We start from the raw sequence: 18,121 nt of genomic DNA, 5'->3' as shown, positions 1-18,121 counted from the left end.
TGGAATGCGAAGATAATTCCACCGCTTCGTGTCCCAGGCGTCACAGCGCCCGGCGCCCCGGCCGGCTCCGCGGGCCAACGCCCGTGAACCCGGCTCAGACCTCCGGCCGCAGCATCGGCGGGTTGAGCAGGGTCGCGCCACCGGCCCTGAACAGCTGGGCGGGACGGCCTCCTTGACGGGTCGTCGTACCACCGGTGGGCACCAGGAACCCGGGAGTGCCGGTCACCTTGCGGTGGAAGTTGCGCGGGTCCAGCGCCACGCCCCACACCGCCTCGTAGACCCGCCGCAGCTCTCCGACAGTGAACTCCGGCGGGCAGAACGCGGTGGCGAGCGAGGAGTACTCGATCTTCGAGCGGGCACGCTCCACGCCGTCCCCCAGGATGCGGGCGTGGTCGAAGGCGAGCGGGGCGCTCTGCTCGCCGTCGCGACCCAGACCGCTGTCCTGTTCCAGGAGCGTGTCGACCGGGGCCCAGCGCGCGCTGTGGGCGTCGCCCCCGGCGCGCGGCGCGGGGAGGTCGGGCGCCAGGACGAGGTGGGCGACGCTGACCACTCGCATGCGGGGGTCGCGCTTGGGGTCGCCGTAGGTGGCGAGCTGTTCGAGGTGGGCGCAGCTGACGGGCGAGGCGCCCGCCGGGTTGTAGGTGTGCAGCCCGGTCTCCTCGGCGAGTTCCCTGGCCGCCGCTGCCTCCAGGTCCTCCTCCGCTCGGACGAATCCGCCCGGCAGGGCCCACCGCCCCTGGAACGGTGGCTCTCCGCGGCGCACGGCCAACGCGCACAGCGCGTGGCGGCGCACGGTGAGCACGACCAGGTCGACGGTGACGGCGAACGGGGGGAAGGCCGACGGGTCGTAGGGAGACATGGCGCGATCATAGTCGTCCGCCTGACGATAAACAGGCCCCGGCGCATACCTCACGCCCCCAGTTGCAAGCCATCTGCCGCCTCCTCGACCATGCCCATGCCGAGCCTGCTGATGCGTACGGCGAAGGGCTGCTCGGCGACGCTGAGACCGGTGAACTGCATCGCGCCCAGGGGCGCGCTGCCGACCGGGCGTATGGCCACGGTCCCCGCCGGGGCGTCCGGGCGCACTCCGGCCAGCGCGAGCAGGGCGTGCACCGCGCCGGCCGCCGCGACCGCCGCCGGGCGGCAGGCCGCGGGGTGCGGTACGGGAGCGCCGTCGCCGGTGCGCTGCTCGCCCGCGTACATCTCGGGCAGGCGGTAGGCGAAGCTCTGGGCGGCGTCGAGAATGCCGCGGACCAGGGAGCCCGCCTCCTTCTCGTAGCCGGCCGCGGCGAGCCCGGCGACCGCGACCGCCGTCTCGTGGACGCGCACCGCGCCGCCGCGGTGACCGAAGGGGTTGTAGCCGCTCTCCTTGGCGCCCAGGCCCCGCAGGCCCCAGCCGGAGTCCAGGGCAGGGCCGCCCAGCAGCCGCGCCAGGTGTTCCGTACGCACCTTGTCGAGCAGGCCGGGGGCCAGGGCACCGCCGCCCAGCAGCCCGGTGTCCAGGAGGTAGGCCGCCGCCGAGCCGAGGTGGGGCGTGATCCGGCCGTCCGCGAAGCGCAGGGCCGCCGGGCGGCCACCGCCTCGGTCCTCCACCCAGAAGTCCGCGTGGAACCGCTCGCGCAGGGCCGCGGCCCACTCGCGCAGCGCGCGGGCACCCGGGCGGCCGAAGGCGTCCAGGAGGTCGGCGCCCAGCAGCGCGGCTCGGTGCGCGTGGGCCTGCGTCTGGCAGCGGTAGGGCCCGCCCGGCGCCGGATCGGGGACATAGCCGCCCTTGCCGCCCTCGCCGCCCGTGCCGGTCGCGGCGAGCAGCCAGCCCAGGCAGCGCTCCGCGGCGGGCAGGAGCTGCTCGGCCTCGCGCTCGGGAAGGCCCCACCGGCGCGCCTCGGCCAGCACCGTGGGGAACAGCAGCGTGGCCTCGATGCCCGTACAGCTGGGCGGGGCGTGCGGCCCGGCATCGCGCAACGCGCCGGGAATTCGGCCGAAATCCGCCCCTGGAGCGGCCAGTTGTGTACGGGCGAGGGTGCGCAGGGTGCCCGCGGCGAGCCGGGTGCCCAGCGGCAGCAGCATGCGGGCGGACCACAGGGCTTCGGCGGGCGAGAGCCCGCAGCGCCAGGGGACGCCGCCGGCGAGGTGGACGTCCGCCGGGCTCGCCGGGTCGCGCATCAGCAGGCCCTGGAGGTCCTCCAGGCTGCCCGCCAGCAGCGCGTCCGCCCGGGGGTCCTCGCAGCCCAGCCGGGCCGCGGACCAGGGCCGGGGCGCGCCCTCGCCGCGCGCGGCCGGCGGCGAAGGACCGCCGGCCGGGCGCCCGGGGTCGTGCTGCTCCAGGCGCACGCGCAGTTCGATGGTGCGGCTGGCACCGGGCGGCAGGTCCAGTTCCCAGCACAGGAGCCCCGCCGAGGCCATGGCGTTGGCCGGGGGCGGCGAGGCCGTGACGACGGTCTGCGCTCCCGCGCCGGACCAGCGCAGTCCGAAGTCGCGCACGCTGGCCACGAGTTCGGGCCCGGACAGCCCCATGGCGACCGCGCCGAGCTCGGCCAGGTCCGTACCGAGCGCGATCTCGACGGGGAGGCGTACGGGCCGCTGGGCGCTGCTGTGGAAGACGATCCGCTCCAGCCCTTCGGCGGACCGCAGGCGCTCGACGCGGATCTCCGGGTCGGGCCCCCGGTCCCCGGCCGTGCGGACCGTACCGATGAAGCGGGCGCGGTCCGCGGCGGTCAGTCTGCCCTGGACCATGAGTGGTTCGGCCCCCGCGATCCGCAGCTCGCAGCGGGCGAGCACCCGGCGGCCCGCGCGGTAGAAGCCGTCCATGCCGCGGCCGGTGAGCCGGCCGTCCTGGCCGGAGATGGCCAGGGCGGGCAGCGCCACGCAGATCAGCGCGGAGTGGACGGACTGCGGCTCCGGTGCCCGGGGCGGCGCGGAGCGCGGCTCGGCGGGCACCCGGCGGGCCGACCGGCTGATGGGGACCGTGGCTGACACTCTTCGCGCTCCCTGGTGAGGTCTGGACTGCGGGCGGGCTGCGCCACACAGGTGAACGGCCGGGCCGGCGCCCAGGTCACGCCGGCCGCGCGCAACCGGGGCAGTCACCTCGGGCTCCGGCCACCGTCGCGGCTGCCCCGGCGCCTGCCGCGCGCCCCCTCGCCACGGGCGGCCGCGCGCGCCCTGCCGCGCGGTCCGCCGCTGCCCGCGGGGCGCTGGCTGCCGGTCCGGGGCCCGCGGTCCGGCCCGGCAGCCGCCCCCTTGTCCGGCTTTCCCGGCCCGGGTACGCAGTCGGCCCGCGGCGCGCCCGCCGGCTGCTGCCCTTCACCGCGCAGGGCCACCGCGTCCTCCTGCACCCCTTCCCGCAGGCAGCGGCGCAGCGGCTCGGGGTCGAGCCCGTCGTTGATGCCGCGGTGCAGCAACTGGGCGAAGAGGTAGTCCGGGTCCAGGCTCAGGGCCCTGGCCAGGGCGACCCGCGCTGTGGGTCCGTCGGCGCTGGACCAGGCGACCCAGCCCGCCAGGGTGAGCGCGGGCACGGCGTGCTCGACGTACCCGCCGGCGCAGCGGCGTGCCAGGGCCCGCCACAGGCGCAGCGCCGGATCTGCGTACTCCCCGTCCATCCACTGGGCGGCGCTGTCCCGGGCGGGGCGGTCCTGGAGGCCGAGGATCAGCTCGGCGGCCTCGCCGTCGGTGATCAGGGCGTCGTCGCAGGCGTCCCGGGCCCGCAGGCTCCCGGAGGGCACATCGTCGCGGAACCTGCGGATCATCCGGCCGGCCAGGTCCAGGGTCTGGGCCCGCACCGAGCGCGCGCCCTGCTCGGCGAGCATGCGGGGGACGAGCGCGGCGGCCGCGGCGTCCAGGGCCTTTTCCTGCCGCGCGGCACGGGGTCCGGTGAGCGGGGCGAGCCGGGCCTCCATCTCCCGCAGCGAGCCGCGGACCTGAAGGCCCGTATAGGCGGCGGCCGCGGCCATGACAGAGGTGCCGGGCAGGACCAGCGGTGTTCCCTCGGCGGGGCAGCAGCGGTAGTCGGGGCAGCAGTACGACCAGAAGCGGCCGTTGGCGATGCACAGGGCTTCGAGCACCGGGACGTCCAGTCCGCCGCAGGCGGTGCGCAGCAGTTGTGCGAAGGGGCGCAGGCGCTCCATTACGTCCCGGCCCGACTCCCCCGCCGAGGGTTCCTGGCACAGGAAGACGAGGATTCCCTCGGGCCGCGCACCGCGCTGCTCCCCCGCCGAGACCAGGCAGCCCGCGAGCTGTCCGGAGACGTAGGACCACTGGGTCCGGTCGGCCGGGATGCCGAGCCTGACCCGGCCGCCGAACCGGCCGCGCTCGCCGTACAGCGCGACCAGCACCACGGAGTCGTCGGGGTAGAAGCCCAGGAGGTAGGGCAGGGCGTCGGCGAGGTCGGCCGGGCCGCGCAGCGTGACCTGGGTCTCGCCGCTGGAGTCGGGCTCGGTGAGGTCGGGACCCGCGGGGCCGACGGAGTGGGAGGGGATGGGGTCGGTCGGTTCGCTGTGCTGAGTCATGGCTCGAAGATCCCGCGATCCGCCGCCGCACCGCGACCCCTGTGGATAACTCGCGCCGGTACGAGGGTGACGGAAGTTTTCCACAGGCCAGGGCGGGAGTTCGCGCGTTGTCAGTGGCATCGGGTTGCATGGGGGCATGAGCAACCAAGACCTGCGTGCCGCGGCCGATGCCGTTCTCTCCCGCCTCGTCGGGGACCCCACCGGCGCCGCCCGGCTGCGCGAGGACCAGTGGCGGGCGATCGAGGCGCTGGTCGCCGACCGTCGCCGGGCGCTGGTGGTGCAGCGCACGGGCTGGGGCAAGTCGGCGGTGTATTTCGTGGCCACCGCGCTGCTGCGCGGGCGCGGCAGCGGCCCCACCGTGATCGTCTCCCCGCTGCTCGCGCTGATGCGCAACCAGGTCGAGGCGGCCGCGCGGGCCGGGATCAAGGCGCGCACGATCAACTCCGCCAACACCGAGGAGTGGGACACCGTCCAGGCCGAGGTGGCGGCCGGCGAGGTGGACGTGCTCCTGGTGAGCCCGGAGCGGCTGAACAACCCCGACTTCCGCGACCAGGTGCTGCCCAAGCTCGCGGCGGCCACGGGCCTGCTGGTGGTGGACGAGGCGCACTGCATCTCGGACTGGGGCCATGACTTCCGCCCCGATTACCGGCGGCTGCGCACGATGCTGGCCGACCTCCCGCCCGGCGTTCCCGTACTGGCCACGACGGCGACGGCCAACGCGCGCGTGACGGCCGATGTCGCCGAGCAGTTGGGGACCGGCGAGGGCGCCGCCGAGGCGCTGGTGCTGCGCGGCCCGCTGGACCGGGAGAGCCTGAGCCTGGGGGTGCTGCCGCTGCCGGACGCGGCCCACCGGCTGGCCTGGCTCGCCGATCACCTCTCCGAGCTGCCGGGCTCGGGCATCATCTACACCCTCACCGTCGCCGCGGCCGAGGAGGTCACGGCCTACCTGCGCCAGTGCGGGCACACCGTGGCCTCGTACACCGGCAAGACGGAGAACGCCGACCGCCAGCAGGCCGAGGAGGATCTGCTGGCCAACCGCGTCAAGGCGCTGGTGGCCACGTCAGCGCTGGGCATGGGCTTCGACAAGCCCGACCTCGGCTTCGTGGTGCACCTGGGCTCGCCCTCCTCCCCCATCGCCTACTACCAGCAGGTGGGCCGCGCCGGGCGTGGGGTGGAGCACGCCGAGGTGCTGCTGCTGCCCGGCCGCGAGGACGAGGCGATCTGGAAGTACTTCGCCTCGCTCGCCTTCCCGCCCGAGGAGCAGGTGCGCCGCACCCTGGACGTCCTGGGCGCCGCCGACCGCCCGCTGTCGCTGCCCGCCCTGGAGCCGCTGGTCGAGCTGCGCCGCTCCCGGCTGGAGACGATGCTCAAGGTGCTCGACGTGGACGGCGCCGTCCACCGGGTCAAGGGTGGCTGGACGGCCACCGGCAGGCCCTGGGCGTACGACGCCGAGCGCTATGCGTGGGTGGCCCGCCAGCGCGAGGCCGAGCAGCAGGCGATGCGAGAGTACGCCACGACGACGGGCTGCCGCATGGAGTTCCTGCGGCGGCAGTTGGACGACGAGGCGGCGGCGCCCTGCGGCCGGTGCGACAACTGCGCCGGGGCCCGGTTCACCGCCGAGGTCTCGGCGGCGGCGCTGGACGCGGCGCGCGGCGAGCTGGGGCGGCCCGGTGTGGAGGTGGAGCCGCGGCGCATGTGGCCGACGGGGCTGCCCGCGATCGGCGTGGAGCTCAAGGGCCGTATTCCGGCGGGCGAGCAGGCCGCTCCCGGGCGGGCCCTGGGCCGGCTCTCCGACATCGGCTGGGGCAACCGGCTGCGGCCGATGCTCGCCCCGCAGGCCCCCGACGGCCAGGTTCCGGACGATGTCGCCGCCGCCGTGGTGACGGTCCTCGCCGACTGGGCCAAGGGGCCCGGCGGCTGGGCCTCGGGGGCCGCCGACGCGCCGGCGCGGCCGGTGGGCGTGGTCGCGCTCCCCTCGCGCGGGCGCCCGCAGCTGATCCACTCGCTGGGTGAGCGGATCGCCGCGGTCGGGCGGATGCCGTTCCTGGGGACGCTTGCCCATCAGGAGGACGACCGTGCCCGGATTCCGCGGAGCAACAGCGCCCAGCGACTGCGGGCGCTGCACGGCTCGTTGAGCGTGCCGCCCGAGCTGGCGCAGGCCCTGGAGGCGGCCGGCGGCCCGGTGCTGCTGGTGGACGACTTCACCGAGACCGGCTGGACGTTGGCGGTGGCCGCGCGACTGCTGCGCAGGGCCGGTGCACAGGGGGTGTTCCCGCTGGTACTGGCCGTTCAGGGGTGACATAGAAAGGGCCGTCCGGCATCAGCGGCCGGTGCGGCGGGCAGAGATATAGCCGACGCACCGACCGATTCCGGTGGTGCCCGCGAATTGCTCGTTGCCGCATGCCAGTACGCCCGCAAGAATTGAACTCGCTTCCCCGTACCGGCCGTCCGCGGCCAGGCAGGGCCATGCCGTGGCGCCCTTTCGGCGCGCGGCCGAGGCCCGATGCGTGGACGCGCAGACGAAGGGAGGACCGTGACCCTCGGCTTCGCTCCGCCCGCGAGCGCGTCCCTGCCCGTGTCCGCCGATTCCGCCGCCCGGCTCGGCCGCATGCTGGAGCCCGCGGAGTGGGCCTCGGCCGGTATTCCGCTGCTGCGCAACCCCCGTGAAGTGGTCACGGGGCTGCACGACCGGCATCTGCCGGGTCCCTGGACGGCCGTGGTGGCGGTCCTGGACCAGGAGGAACGGGTGACCGCGAGTGCGTCCTTCACACAGCGCACGGCGGCACCGGACGGCTGGGAGTTCCGCAATGCCCTGCTGGCGCAGCTGCGCCGGGTCATCCCGCACGACCTGCGGCTGCGCGTTCCGGTGCGGACGGCCGTACTGCTCTACTGCCGTGAGGGCGAGCCCCGTTGGACGGAGGCGGACGGCGCGTGGATGTGGGGCCTGCGCGACGCGTGCACGCTGCACGGCCTGCGCTGCGGCGCGTACATCACGCTCACCCGCAGCGGCTGGCAGGTGCTGGGCGAGGGCAGGGGCGGGCGTCGCCCCCACTTCGGCAGGCACGACGGGCAGCCGGACACCTGCGGCCCCTCACCGCAGCGCCACAACGGCACGGCGAACGCGCCGCGGCACACCGGTGGCGGCGCCGCCGACGCCCATTGGCGCACGGCGGCCCGCTGAGGCGAGGCGCGGCGACCGCGTCGGCGTGGACGAAGGCGCCGTGAGCGAGCCCGGCCGGCCGTGGCCGCCGGGCTCCCCCGAGCCGGACTCCTAGGCGCTCGCGCCCAGAAGGGCGTTGATGCGCTGCGGGTCACCGCAGACGATCAACAGGACTCCGGCACGGGCCATCGCGGCGGGCAGCACCTGCGCGACGGCCTCGTCCGCGCCGCCGTTGACCGCGACGACCACGACGGGCCGTCCGGTGGCGCGCTCGGCGGAGGCATCCGCGTAGAACACGTCGTCCGCGGCGTCGTGCTGCGCCCAGTAGGACGCCTCGCCGAAGGACAGTTCGTGTGCGGCCCAAGGGTGGGGGTCGCCGGTGGTCAGCACCAGGATGTCGGCCGGCCCGCGACCGGAGTCCAGCAGCAGGTCCACGGCCTCGTCGGCGGCGTCGATCGCGCCGTCGGCCGGTGCCGGGATCAGCTGGAGCTGCGCTCCGGAGGCGGCAGCACTCTCTCCACCGGGCGCGGCGGACGGCTTGGCGGCCGTACGCTGCGCCGGCGGAGCGGGAACCGGGCCGCGGGACGGACCGGCAGGCCCGGGCTTGCCGGGACGGGCACTGGAAGCGGGGGCGCCACGCGGCGGTGCGGGACGCGGTCCGGGACCAGGGACAGGACGAGGGGTCGGCGCGGTACGGCCGGCGGCCGAGCTTGCGCGGGGACCCGGGACACTCTCGTGAATCTGAGGCTCCTCGGGGATGAGAGGCATAAAGGGATGTCTATCAAACGTAGGTGCGGGACGCGTCAGCGGGTACCGAATTCCGCCCGCGTTCATGTCCGCACCGCTCAGAAGTCGAAGCCGAGTTGGCCACCGGCCTCCAGAGCGGCTGTTTCCGGGGTGCTGCGCACTTTCTTCAGATGCCGCCAGCGCGGCAGCGCGTCCATGTAGGACCACGACACCCGGTGGTGCGGGGTGGGGCCGTGCTCCTCCAGGGCCGAGCGGTGCACCGGCGAGGGATAGCCGGCGTTGTCCGCGAAGCCGAAGTCGCCGTGATCCAGGCCGAGTTCGGCCATCATGGTGTCGCGTCGCACCTTGGCGATCACGGACGCGGCGGCGACCGCGACGCAGGACTGGTCCCCCTTGATGACCGTACGGACCCGCCAAGGGGGGCCGAGGTAGTCGTGCTTGCCGTCGAGGATGACCGCGTCGGGCCGGACCGGCAGCGCCTCCAGGGCGCGGACGGCCGCGAGCCTGAGCGCCGCGGTCATGCCCATCTCGTCGATCTCCTGCGGGGAGGCGTGGCCAAGGGCGTGCGCGGTGACCCAGTCACCGAGGGTGTCGGCGAGTTCGGTACGGCGCTTGGCGCTCAGCAGCTTGGAATCGGTGAGTCCGGCAGGCGGGCGGCGCAGTCCGGTGACCGCGGCGCAGACGCTGACCGGTCCGGCCCAGGCGCCGCGCCCGACCTCGTCTACTCCCGCAATGATCTTGGCGCCCGTCGTGGCGCGCAGCGATCGTTCGACGGTGTGGGTTGGGGGCTCGTACGGCATGTCGCCAGCAAGCGTACGCCTAATGCGGGCGCGCGTACGCACCGGCCGTGGCCAATGCCCCGGTCAGCCGGAGCGCGGGCTGAGCAGCGGCATCATGACCTGGTCGACGACGTCCAGGACGTCCTGCTCGCGCAGCCGGGCGCCGCTGACCTTGTGGCGGTACATGAGCAGCGCGGGGACCACGTCCGCCACAAGATCGCCGGTGGCGTCGGCGCGTACCTCGCCGCGCTCCATCCCGCGCCGTACGACCTCGGTCATCAGCCGCTTGCCGGGCTCGACGACGCCCTCGAGGATCAGTACGTGGAAGCGCTCGGCCTCCTCGGTGCCGCACTCGTCCAGTACGGCGCGCAGGGCGTTGCCCGAGCGGGAGTACATCGCCTCGCGCAGCCGGGCGCACAGCCGCAGGAGGTCCTCGCGCAGACTGCCGCAGTCGGGGGCCTCCGCGAGGTCGGGCAGGCCCGTGCGCAGGGCGTCGGCGACCAGGTCGCCCTTGGTGGGCCAGCGGCGGTAGACGGCGGCCTTGCCGGTCTGCGCGCGGGCCGCGACGCCCTCCATGGTCAGCCCGCGCCAGCCCGCGGCGCTCAGCTGCTCCAGGGCGGCCTGGAGGATCGCGCGCTCCAGTACGGGGCCGCGGCGGCGCGGTGAGGCGGGCCGCGCCTCACCGGCTTCGGGGCGTGAAGTCGCCATCGGAAACCCTCCGTTGGAGCCTGGCAGGAATTCTAGTGAACGCTTGCGTTCACTACTCCGTGCTCGCTATCGTCGATGAGCTGGTGAACCCTCTCGCGCACCAACTCTTTTACGGGGGAACCATTGTGGCGACCACGCCCTCAGCGACTCCCCCCGCGCCGGCCCGGCGGGCGGGGCACCCCGGCATCGCCCTGACCGTCATCGCCGCCTGCCAGCTGATGGTCGTTCTGGACGCCACCATCGTCAACATCGCCCTGCCGCACATCCGCGACTCCCTCAACTTCTCCACCACCGGCCTGTCCTGGGTGCTCAGCGCCTACACCCTCACCTTCGGCGGGCTGCTGCTCCTGGGCGGCCGGGCCGGGGACATCCTGGGCCGGCGCCGGGTGTTCTTCTTCGGCATCGTGCTGTTCACCCTGGCCTCCCTGCTCGGCGGATTCGCCCAGGAGCCCTGGCAGTTGCTCGCGGCCCGCGCGCTGCAGGGCGTCGGCGGCGCGATCGCCTCGCCGACCTCGCTGGCGCTGGTGACGACGACCTTTCCCGAAGGCCCCGAACGCAACCGCGCCTTCGGGGTGTTCGCCGCCGTCTCGGCCGGCGGCGGCGCGATCGGGCTGCTGGCGGGCGGCATGCTCACCGAGTGGCTCGACTGGCGGTGGGTGCTGTTCGTGAACGTACCGATCGGGGTGCTGATCGCGGCGCTCGCGCTGCTCTACATCGGCGAGTCCGAGCGCCACCCCGGCCGGTTCGACATAGCGGGGGCCGCCACCTCCACCTTGGGCATGACGGCGCTGGTCTACGGCTTCATACGCGCCTCGGACCACGGCTGGACGGACTCCCTGACCATCGGCTCGTTCGCGGCCGCCCTGGTGCTGCTGGCGGGCTTCGTCCTCACCGAGGCGCGGGCGCAGGAGCCGATCACTCCGCTGCGGATGTTCGCCGACCGCAACCGCTCGGCGACGTACACGATCATGCTGAGCCTCGCCGCGGCCATGATGGGGATGTTCTTCTTCATGGTGCTCTTCGTGCAGATCGTGCTCGGGTACGACCCGATCGCGGCGGGGCTCGCCTTCCTGCCCGCGACGGCGGCGATCGTGGCGTCCGCGGCGGCCTCTCAGCGGCTGCTGCCCCTGCTCGGCCCCAAGCCGCTGATCGTCGCGGGCACGACGATCACCGCGGCCGGCATGGCCTGGCTGGCCCTCCTGGACGCCGGGGACTCCTTCGCGGGCGGGGTGCTGGTGCCGATGCTGCTCTTCGGCTTCGGCATGGGGTTCAACTTCGTCACACTCACGCTGACCGCCGTGTCCCGGATCGTGCCGCGTGACGCGGGGGCGGCCTCCGGGCTGCTCAACGCCACACAGCAGGTGGGCGGTTCGCTGGGCCTGTCGATCCTGGTGACGGTGTACGGCTCGGCCAGCCGGGACGAAGCCACCAGACAGCTGCCCGACTTCATGGCGAAGGCCTCGCCCGAGCAGAAGGCCGCGTTCGCCAAGTCCCATGAGCTCCCCGCCCCTTGGAGCCATGTGGTGCTCACACAGGGGATCGCCGACGCCTTCCTGGCGGCGACGGGGATGGTGCTGCTGGCCGTGGTCGTCGCGGTGGTGGTGCTGCGGGTGCGCAAGAGCGATGTCGAGGCACTCAGCGGCGTCCCACTGCCGGAGACACAGTCCGCGGGGGAAGCCGCCGCCGCGAAGGGAAACCCCTGAGGGGCCCGTCGGCCAGTGTGCCCTCAAGCCGGCTCTCCCGCGGCGGAAGCGGCGCGCGCCGGGTACGCGCCGCGGTCAGGCGGAGAGCGCGGGCGTCCAGGACGGCAGCGGCTCCGTGCGCTCCAGCCACTCCTGGGGCGGGGTGCCGCCCTGCGTGGCGCTCACGATGCCCCCGACGATCGCGCAGGTGGTGTCGACATCGCCGCCCGCCTGGGCGGTGGTCCAGAACGCCTGCTCGTAGTCGCCGAGATGGCGCGCCGCGGCCCAGAGCGTGAAGGGCACGGTGTCGTGGGCGCTGGTACGCCGGCCGCAGCCGAGCACGGCGGCGACGGTGCTCGCGTCGCCGTAGTCGAGCATGTCCCGCGCGCGGCGCAGTCCGGCCTGTACGGCGCTGCGCGGGATCAGCGCCAGCACGCCGTCCAGGAGTTCCTCGGGGCCGGGCCTGCGGGCCGGGTCGGCGGCCAGGGCGGCGGCCGCGGCTACCGCCATCGTGCCGACCACCGCCTCGCGGTGCTGGTGCGTGGTGTACGCGGAGATCTCCGCCTGGTGGGTGGCCTGCTCGGGGTCGTCGGCGTACCAGGCGCCCAGCGGGGCGATGCGCATGGCGGCGCCGTTGCCCCACGACCCCTGCCCGTTGAACAGGGCCGCGGCCAGCTCGCGCCAGTCGCCGCCCTCGCGGATCAGGCGGAGCATGCGGTTGACCGCCGGGCCGTAGCCGCGGTCGACGTCGTGGTGCTCGGCGAAGGAGCGCGCGAGCGCGTCCTGGTCGATGCGGCCGCAGGTCGCCAGCACGGACACCACCGAGCAGGCCATCTCGGTGTCATCGGTCCACTGCCAGGGGTCCGGCGGCAGCTCGCGTCGCTTGAGGGAGGGGTAGTTGGCGGGAACGAAGAATCGGGATCCGAGGGCATCGCCCACGGACAGCCCGCGCAGGCTGGCGAGGGCCCGCTCGAAGCGCTCTGCGTCACGGTGGTCGGCGGTCATCGGTGGCACTCTAACCGGTGATGCCGTAAGGCTCGGGTTTACACCAGCGTTCGAACGGCCGGTCCAGGCTGTAGCGGCCGTCGGGGCCGAGCAGCAGCGAACGGAACTCCGCGTTGCCCGGGTTCGACAGCGACTCGAATTCCGCGACGGACCAGTGGAACCACCGCATGCAGAACAGCCGCATGGTCAGGCCGTGCGTGACGATCAGGACGTTGGGCGGGTGGCCGGGGTCCTCGAAGCTGCGCCACAGGCTCTCCAGGAACGCCCCGACCCGGTCGTAGACATCCGCGCCGGACTCGCCCTGGGCGAAGCGGTAGAAGAAGTGGCCGTAGGCGTCGCGGTAGGCCTTCTGCAGCCGTACGTCGTCCCGGTCCTGCCAGTTGCCCCAGTCCTGCTCGCGCAGCCTGGGCTCCTCTCGGACCCGCACCCGGTCCATGTCCAGCCCCAGCGTCCGGAAGGTCTGGTGCGTACGGCGGTAGGGGGACACGTACGCGGAGATCTGCTCGTCGCCGAACATCGCCCGCAGCGGCTCGCCCGCCTCCTCGGCCTGGCGCACCCCCTTGTCCGTCAGGCTCAGCGCGTGGTCGGGCTCGCGCTCGTAGACGGTGTCGTCGACATTCCCCTCCGACTCTCCGTGCCGGATGAGAACGATGCGTCGGGGACGAGCCATGCAGCCACCCTAAAACGCCTGGCCTGTACATGCCTCATTCCTACGGTACGCGCCGCAGCGGTCACGATGCGTCGTCGCCCAGACGCCTTGCCCCTCACTCACACACCATCGCCCACCACCGCGCGGCCCTCGCGTATCTCGCAGTGCCGTCCGCTCAAGCGGCGGCCGAGCAGCCGGTCGTGCGAGACGACGACCAGGGCTCCCGGCCAGGCCGCCAGCGCCTGTTCCAGTTCCTCGACGAGGTCCAGGGCCAGGTGATTGGTCGGCTCGTCCAGCAGCAGGAGGTCCGCGGGGCGGGCCAGCAGCCGGGCCAGCGCCAGTCTGCGCCGCTGGCCGACCGACAGCGCGCCCACCGGTACCGACAGGTCGCGCTCCCGGAACAGCCCGAAGGACAGCAGGAGTTCGGCCTGCTCCTCGGGCGTGCCGCCCAGCCCGCGGCCGAATGCGGCCAGCACCCGCTCCCGGGGCCTGCTCAGAGGTATCTCCTGGGCGAGATAGCCGATCCGCCCGTTCCTTCGGACCGCTCCCGCATCGGGCCCCAGCACTCCCGCCATCACCCGCAGCAGGGTGGACTTCCCCGCGCCGTTGGGTCCCTGGACCAGCAGCCGCTCCCCCGCCGAAACGGTCAGTGCGTCCACGGCCAGCCGGTCCGCCACCCGCACCCCCTCCAGGGCGACGAGGGCGCCCTGGGCGTCTCCGGCCGCGGGCGCCGCCCGGAAGCGCAGCGGCTCCGGCGGCTTGGGGACCGGTTCCTGCTCCAGCCTGCGCAGCCGCTCCTGGGTGTTGCGCACCCGGGCGGCGATGGAGGACTGGACCCGGCCGGCGTTGCGGTCGTAGGCCATCTTGTTGTTGTCCTTGATCGCCCGGCCCTGGGCGACGGCCCGCGCCCCGCCCGCGGAGAAGTCGGTCAGCCGCGCGATCTCCTGGCACCACTGCTCGTACTCCTGCTCCCACCGGCGGCGGGCGGCGGCCTTGGCGCTGACGAAGGTGCCGTATCCGCCGCCGTACCGCACGACGGTGCGGCGGTCGGCGGCCACCTCGACGACGGTGGCGGCGAAGCGCTGGAGGAAGAGCCGGTCGTGGGAGACCGCGACGACCGTGCCGCCGTGGGCCAGCAGCGCGCCCTCCAGCCAGTCCAGGGCGGAGGCGTCCAGGTGGTTGGTCGGCTCGTCCAGCAGCATCACCTCGGGGGCGGCGGCTATGAGGCAGGCCAGCCCGAGCCGGGCCAGTTCGCCGCCGGAGAGGCTGCCGACCGTCTGGTCCCGCCCCACGTGGGCCAGCCCCAGGCCGTGCAGGGCCTTCTCGACGCGGGCGTCGGCCTCGTACCCTCCGCGCAGTTCGAAGACGGTGAGGAGGTCGCCGTACTCCGCCAGTTCCGCGGCTTCCGCCGAGCCCAGCCGCCCCTCCAGCTCCCGCAGCCGGCGCTCGATGGCGCGCAGTTCGTCCAGCGCGGCGTCGATGGCGTCCTGGACCGTGCGGTCCTGCGGGAGATCGCTGGTCTGGCCGAGATAGCCGATCCCGCCGTCGGCCGTCAGTACGACCCGGCCCTCGTCCGGCTGCTCCACGCCGGCGATGAGGCGCAGCAGGGTCGACTTCCCCGCGCCGTTCTCCCCCACGATGCCGGCCTTGTCCCCCGGGCGTATCGCCAGCGAGACACCGTCGAGCAGCAGCCGGTCGCCGTAGGACTTGGACACATCGTGCAGCGAGATCTGAGTGGGCAAACAATCCTCCTGAGGGCGCACGCCGATTCCATAAATGCAACTTGCGTTGCGTTACGATGATGGCACGCCCCAGCCAGCTAACGCAACAGGAGTTGCACTTGTCCGAGAAGATTTCCGCGCGGAGCGACGGGGAGAGCGAGCCCACCGCCTCCGAGCCCGCCACATCCGAGCCCACCGCGTCCGGACCCGCCACGCCCCCGCCCGGCACCCGCCGCCCCGGCGGGCGCACCGCCCGCACCCGCGCCGCCGTGCGCGACGCCGTCGTGGCCGGCCTGGGCGAACTGGGCTACCCCGGCCTGACCGTCGAGTACGTCGCCGAGCACTCGGGCATCCACAAGACGACCCTGTACCGCCGCTGGGGCGGCGTCGACGGCCTGGTGGCCGAGGTGCTGGACCTGGCGGGCGAGGACAGCTGGACCCCGCCGGACACCGGGTCCCTGGAGGGCGATCTGCGCGCCCTGGCCCGCGAGGTCGTGCACTCCTTCACCGATCCCGCGGCGGCCGCCTCCGGCTCGGCCTTCATCGCGGCCGCGTTCCAGTCCGAGCGCGCCGCCGAAGCGCTGCGCGCCTTCTACACCGAGCGGTTCGCGCGCTGCGAGGTCATCGTGGAGCGCGCGCAGGAGCGCGGCGAACTCCCGGGCGGCGCAGCCGGAATCGACGCCGGATCCGTGGTGCGCGCCGTCTCGGCGCCGCTCTTCTTCCGCCTGTTCGTCACCCGCGAGCCGGTCGACGAGCACACCGCCGACCAGGCCGCCGCCGCGGCCCTCACAGCCGCCCGCGCGGGCGCGTTCGCCCTCCAGAAGGCACCCTAGGCACCCGTACGTCGCCACCCCGGGGGACGCCCGCACCGGCCCGCACCTCACACCTGCCCGGCCAGCGCCTCACCGGCCCGGCCAGCGCCTCACCTGCCCGGCCAGCACCTCACCGGCCCGGCCAGGGCTCACCGGCCCACGCCGCACCGAAGCACCCTCACACCGCCCACGACGGTTCGAGGTCGATCACATCCCCCGTGACCGCCCGCACGTCCGCCGTCGTCTGCGCGCGCAGCGCCAGCCGTTCCACCCTCTCGGGCCGGTACTTCCCCCGCTCCGCCGCCGAGTCCCACATCGAAAGGATCAGGAACTCCTCCCCCGGAGCCCGCCCCATCAGCCCGCGCAGCATGCCCGGCGACCCGGCCATCGCCGGGTTCCACACCTTCTCCTGCATGAGCATGAAGTGCTCGAGCCGGTCCACCCGTACCTGGCAGTGCGCCAGCCGCAGCACGTCCGCGTCCGAGAACACGGGCCGGAAGCCCACCTTCACATCGAACTCGTGCTCAAACAGGCGCACTTGGACGTCCTTGAAGGTGCCCGCCTGCGCCGCCGCCAGCCGGTCGTGCGAACGCGCCATGAAGGAGTCGTAGAACGCCCTGCTCTCCCAGAAGGCCACCAGGTGCACGACCCCCGGCCGCGACCGGCTCCACCCCCCGCCCTGCCCCCGGAACCCCGGCTCCCCCAAAAGCCCCGCCCATTTCCGCTGCCCCCGCTCGAACCCTCGACGGTCCACCACGGTGCAACGAATCCACTTGACCAGCACCGCGCCATCGTACGGCCCAGGAGCGACCCGATTCACCGCCCGTCACATGCCAATCACCCTCAACTCCCCGCGTCCAAGCGGCGATCCGCTCGCCGCCGGCCGTACCGATGCAGGTGCATCGCATCGTAATCTGGTGCCCGATGCGTACGCGTCGCGGCGGGACCGGGCGCGTACGGACGCGGCGACGGCGGGGAAGCCCGGGAAGTGGGGGGCGCGGCATGCCCAGACTGGTGGATCACGACAGCCGCAGACGGCAGATCGCCGACGCCGTGTGCCATCTCGCCGACGAACACGGCCTGGAGGGCGTCACGTTGCGCGATGTGGCGGCCCGCGCGCAGGTCTCCATGGGGGCCGTGCAGCGCTGCTTCCACACCAAGGAGGAGATGCTCGTCTTCGCCCTGTCCCACGTCAGTGAGCGCATCGGCCGCCGCGCGGAGGCCCGGCTCGCCGAGTCCCCCGTCCACTCCTCCCGTACGGCGCTGGAGCACGCCGCGACGGAGATCTCGCTGCTGCGCGAGGAGTACCGCCCGGAGGCCCGCGTATGGCTCGCGTTCGTCGCCCAGGCCATGGTCAGCCCGCCGCTGGCCAAGGTCCTGCGGGGCTACTACACCGATCTGCAGGAGCTGTTCGCCCGGCTCATCGGCGAGGCCGCCGACATCCGCGACCCGCAGCACGAGGCCCGCGTCCTGCTGGCGCTGACCGACGGCCTGACCGTGCACATCCTCTTCGAGCACCTCTCGGCCGAGACCGCCCTGAGCACCTTGGAGGGCCATCTCGCCCGCCTCTGGGGCGAAGTGGCGCACTGAGGCGCCCCTTCAACTCCCGCACGCCCCCGGGTGTTTACCCGTACGTCCTCCTGATAAGGGCTGCTCCACCAGGGACTTGACGTCTACTGTGTGGTCAGTGGCCGACCGTCCGGCCCCGGGCGCAAAGGCACTGCGCGGCACCCGGACGTACGCCGCATCGGCCCCGCAATGAGGAAGGGAAGTCTGGTGAGCAGTCTCAACAAGGGACTCGGAAAGGTCCAGGTGACGCTCAAATGGGACCCCAGCCCCTCCGGCACACCCGCCCATGATCTCGACATCATCGCCGCGGTCTACTCCGCGGACGCCCCACAGGGCTCTCCCGCCTACCTGGTGCACTTCGGCAGCCGGTCCCCCGACGGCACCATCACCCTCAACCGGGACAGCCGCAACGGCCAGGGCTTCGGCTCCGACGAGGTCATGACCCTGGAGCTCGACCGGCTGGATCCGCGCTACGTACGCGCGGTCGTGGGGATCGCCGTCCAACAGCGCAACGGCCACCGGACGTTCGGCGAGGTGGCCAACACCGCCTTTGCGATACACGAGGGCTACGACGAGCTGGCGAAGAGCGACTTCACCGAGGTCGGGGCCGCCACGGCCGCGACCGTCGCGGAATTCCTCCGGAACGACGCCGGAATCTGGGAATTCCGCCGCGGCGTACGCGGCTTCGACACCGACCCGACGGAGTTCACCGAATTGATGGGCACCACGCGCTGACCGTGGCCGTACGGCTGAGGGGGGGGGGGGGGGGGGGGGGGGGGGGGGGGGG

General features: G+C 73.7%; 16 protein-coding genes. 6 read left to right on the top strand and 10 right to left on the bottom strand.

Features of this window, described 5'->3' with window-relative positions:
- Positions 1-94 precede the first annotated feature (94 nt).
- The 3 genes from AC4IJH_RS38880 to AC4IJH_RS38870 form a co-directional block, all read right to left on the bottom strand.
- On the bottom strand, positions 95-859 hold the full coding sequence (locus AC4IJH_RS38880) for an NUDIX hydrolase (protein ID WP_490856711.1): 765 nt from the start codon (positions 857-859) through the stop codon (positions 95-97).
- Positions 860-909: 50 nt separating this feature from the next.
- Positions 910-2,865 (bottom strand): glycogen debranching N-terminal domain-containing protein, encoded by a 1,956-nt coding sequence (locus AC4IJH_RS38875; protein ID WP_490856717.1) that lies wholly within the window; start codon positions 2,863-2,865, stop codon positions 910-912.
- Between the two features lie 215 nt (positions 2,866-3,080).
- Positions 3,081-4,502, bottom strand: a complete 1,422-nt coding sequence (locus tag AC4IJH_RS38870; protein WP_490856710.1) for a DUF4192 domain-containing protein — start codon at positions 4,500-4,502, stop codon at positions 3,081-3,083.
- Between the two features lie 136 nt (positions 4,503-4,638).
- Here AC4IJH_RS38870 and AC4IJH_RS38865 point away from each other — a divergent pair, with 136 nt between their 5' ends.
- Both AC4IJH_RS38865 and AC4IJH_RS38860 read left to right on the top strand, forming a co-directional pair.
- Complete coding sequence (locus AC4IJH_RS38865; protein WP_490856709.1) at positions 4,639-6,801, top strand: RecQ family ATP-dependent DNA helicase; 2,163 nt, start codon at positions 4,639-4,641, stop codon at positions 6,799-6,801.
- A gap of 234 nt (positions 6,802-7,035) precedes the next feature.
- Positions 7,036-7,683 (top strand): hypothetical protein, encoded by a 648-nt coding sequence (locus AC4IJH_RS38860; protein ID WP_490856708.1) that lies wholly within the window; start codon positions 7,036-7,038, stop codon positions 7,681-7,683.
- 90 nt (positions 7,684-7,773) lie between these two features.
- Here AC4IJH_RS38860 and AC4IJH_RS38855 read toward each other — a convergent pair whose 3' ends face one another.
- The 3 genes from AC4IJH_RS38855 to AC4IJH_RS38845 all read right to left on the bottom strand — a co-directional run bounded on the left by AC4IJH_RS38855 (position 7,774) and on the right by AC4IJH_RS38845 (position 9,896).
- Complete coding sequence (locus AC4IJH_RS38855) at positions 7,774-8,430, bottom strand: hypothetical protein (RefSeq protein WP_490856707.1); 657 nt, start codon at positions 8,428-8,430, stop codon at positions 7,774-7,776.
- A 77-nt stretch (positions 8,431-8,507) separates the two neighbouring features.
- The gene (rnhB, locus tag AC4IJH_RS38850; RefSeq protein WP_490856706.1) at positions 8,508-9,209 is read right to left on the bottom strand and encodes a ribonuclease HII; all 702 of its coding nucleotides are present in this window, start codon (positions 9,207-9,209) and stop codon (positions 8,508-8,510) included.
- Between the two features lie 63 nt (positions 9,210-9,272).
- Positions 9,273-9,896, bottom strand: a complete 624-nt coding sequence (locus tag AC4IJH_RS38845) for a TetR/AcrR family transcriptional regulator (protein WP_490856705.1) — start codon at positions 9,894-9,896, stop codon at positions 9,273-9,275.
- Between the two features lie 125 nt (positions 9,897-10,021).
- Here AC4IJH_RS38845 and AC4IJH_RS38840 point away from each other — a divergent pair, with 125 nt between their 5' ends.
- A complete protein-coding gene (locus AC4IJH_RS38840; protein WP_490856704.1) occupies positions 10,022-11,599 on the top strand; it encodes an MFS transporter in 1,578 nt (525 codons plus the stop codon).
- Positions 11,600-11,674: 75 nt separating this feature from the next.
- Here the strand turns inward: AC4IJH_RS38840 and AC4IJH_RS38835 are convergent, their stop codons facing one another.
- The 3 genes from AC4IJH_RS38835 to abc-f form a co-directional block, all read right to left on the bottom strand.
- On the bottom strand, positions 11,675-12,583 hold the full coding sequence (locus AC4IJH_RS38835) for an ADP-ribosylglycohydrolase family protein (protein WP_490856703.1): 909 nt from the start codon (positions 12,581-12,583) through the stop codon (positions 11,675-11,677).
- 10 nt (positions 12,584-12,593) lie between these two features.
- Positions 12,594-13,253, bottom strand: coding sequence for a histidine phosphatase family protein (locus AC4IJH_RS38830; protein ID WP_490856702.1), 660 nt, complete (start codon positions 13,251-13,253; stop codon positions 12,594-12,596).
- 98 nt (positions 13,254-13,351) lie between these two features.
- Positions 13,352-14,974 (bottom strand): ribosomal protection-like ABC-F family protein, encoded by a 1,623-nt coding sequence (gene abc-f, locus AC4IJH_RS38825; RefSeq protein ID WP_490856701.1) that lies wholly within the window; start codon positions 14,972-14,974, stop codon positions 13,352-13,354.
- A gap of 98 nt (positions 14,975-15,072) precedes the next feature.
- On the opposite strand from abc-f, the gene AC4IJH_RS38820 reads away from it, so the two are divergent.
- On the top strand, positions 15,073-15,786 hold the full coding sequence (locus AC4IJH_RS38820) for a TetR-like C-terminal domain-containing protein (RefSeq protein WP_490856700.1): 714 nt from the start codon (positions 15,073-15,075) through the stop codon (positions 15,784-15,786).
- 157 nt (positions 15,787-15,943) lie between these two features.
- Here the strand turns inward: AC4IJH_RS38820 and AC4IJH_RS38815 are convergent, their stop codons facing one another.
- Positions 15,944-16,549 carry a YdbC family protein gene (locus tag AC4IJH_RS38815; RefSeq protein WP_490856699.1) on the bottom strand — a complete coding sequence of 202 codons (606 nt, stop codon included), beginning with the start codon at positions 16,547-16,549 and terminating at the stop codon, positions 15,944-15,946.
- A gap of 218 nt (positions 16,550-16,767) precedes the next feature.
- On the opposite strand from AC4IJH_RS38815, the gene AC4IJH_RS38810 reads away from it, so the two are divergent.
- Together AC4IJH_RS38810 and AC4IJH_RS38805 are read left to right on the top strand one after the other, a co-directional pair.
- Positions 16,768-17,355: a TetR/AcrR family transcriptional regulator gene (locus tag AC4IJH_RS38810; RefSeq protein ID WP_490856698.1), complete on the top strand. Its 588-nt coding sequence runs from the start codon at positions 16,768-16,770 to the stop codon at positions 17,353-17,355.
- A gap of 90 nt (positions 17,356-17,445) precedes the next feature.
- Complete coding sequence (locus tag AC4IJH_RS38805) at positions 17,446-18,069, top strand: TerD family protein (RefSeq protein ID WP_490856697.1); 624 nt, start codon at positions 17,446-17,448, stop codon at positions 18,067-18,069.
- Positions 18,070-18,121 lie beyond the last annotated feature (52 nt).

It is taken from the genome of Streptomyces sp. UF-297 (assembly GCF_058245575.1).
This window is presented reverse-complemented; position numbering and strand designations above follow the sequence as displayed.

What these genes read in the sequence shown, in the direction of transcription:
- AC4IJH_RS38880 (WP_490856711.1), bottom strand. Translation starts at nt 859, where the DNA reads ATGTCTCCCTACGACCCGTCGGCCTTCCCCCCGTTCGCCGTCACCGTC.
- AC4IJH_RS38835 (WP_490856703.1), bottom strand. Translation starts at nt 12,583, where the DNA reads ATGACCGCCGACCACCGTGACGCAGAGCGCTTCGAGCGGGCCCTCGCC.
- rnhB (WP_490856706.1), bottom strand. Translation starts at nt 9,209, where the DNA reads ATGCCGTACGAGCCCCCAACCCACACCGTCGAACGATCGCTGCGCGCC.
- AC4IJH_RS38855 (WP_490856707.1), bottom strand. Translation starts at nt 8,430, where the DNA reads ATGCCTCTCATCCCCGAGGAGCCTCAGATTCACGAGAGTGTCCCGGGT.
- AC4IJH_RS38845 (WP_490856705.1), bottom strand. Translation starts at nt 9,896, where the DNA reads ATGGCGACTTCACGCCCCGAAGCCGGTGAGGCGCGGCCCGCCTCACCG.
- AC4IJH_RS38810 (WP_490856698.1), top strand. Translation starts at nt 16,768, where the DNA reads ATGCCCAGACTGGTGGATCACGACAGCCGCAGACGGCAGATCGCCGAC.
- AC4IJH_RS38830 (WP_490856702.1), bottom strand. Translation starts at nt 13,253, where the DNA reads ATGGCTCGTCCCCGACGCATCGTTCTCATCCGGCACGGAGAGTCGGAG.
- AC4IJH_RS38865 (WP_490856709.1), top strand. Translation starts at nt 4,639, where the DNA reads ATGAGCAACCAAGACCTGCGTGCCGCGGCCGATGCCGTTCTCTCCCGC.
- AC4IJH_RS38870 (WP_490856710.1), bottom strand. Translation starts at nt 4,502, where the DNA reads ATGACTCAGCACAGCGAACCGACCGACCCCATCCCCTCCCACTCCGTC.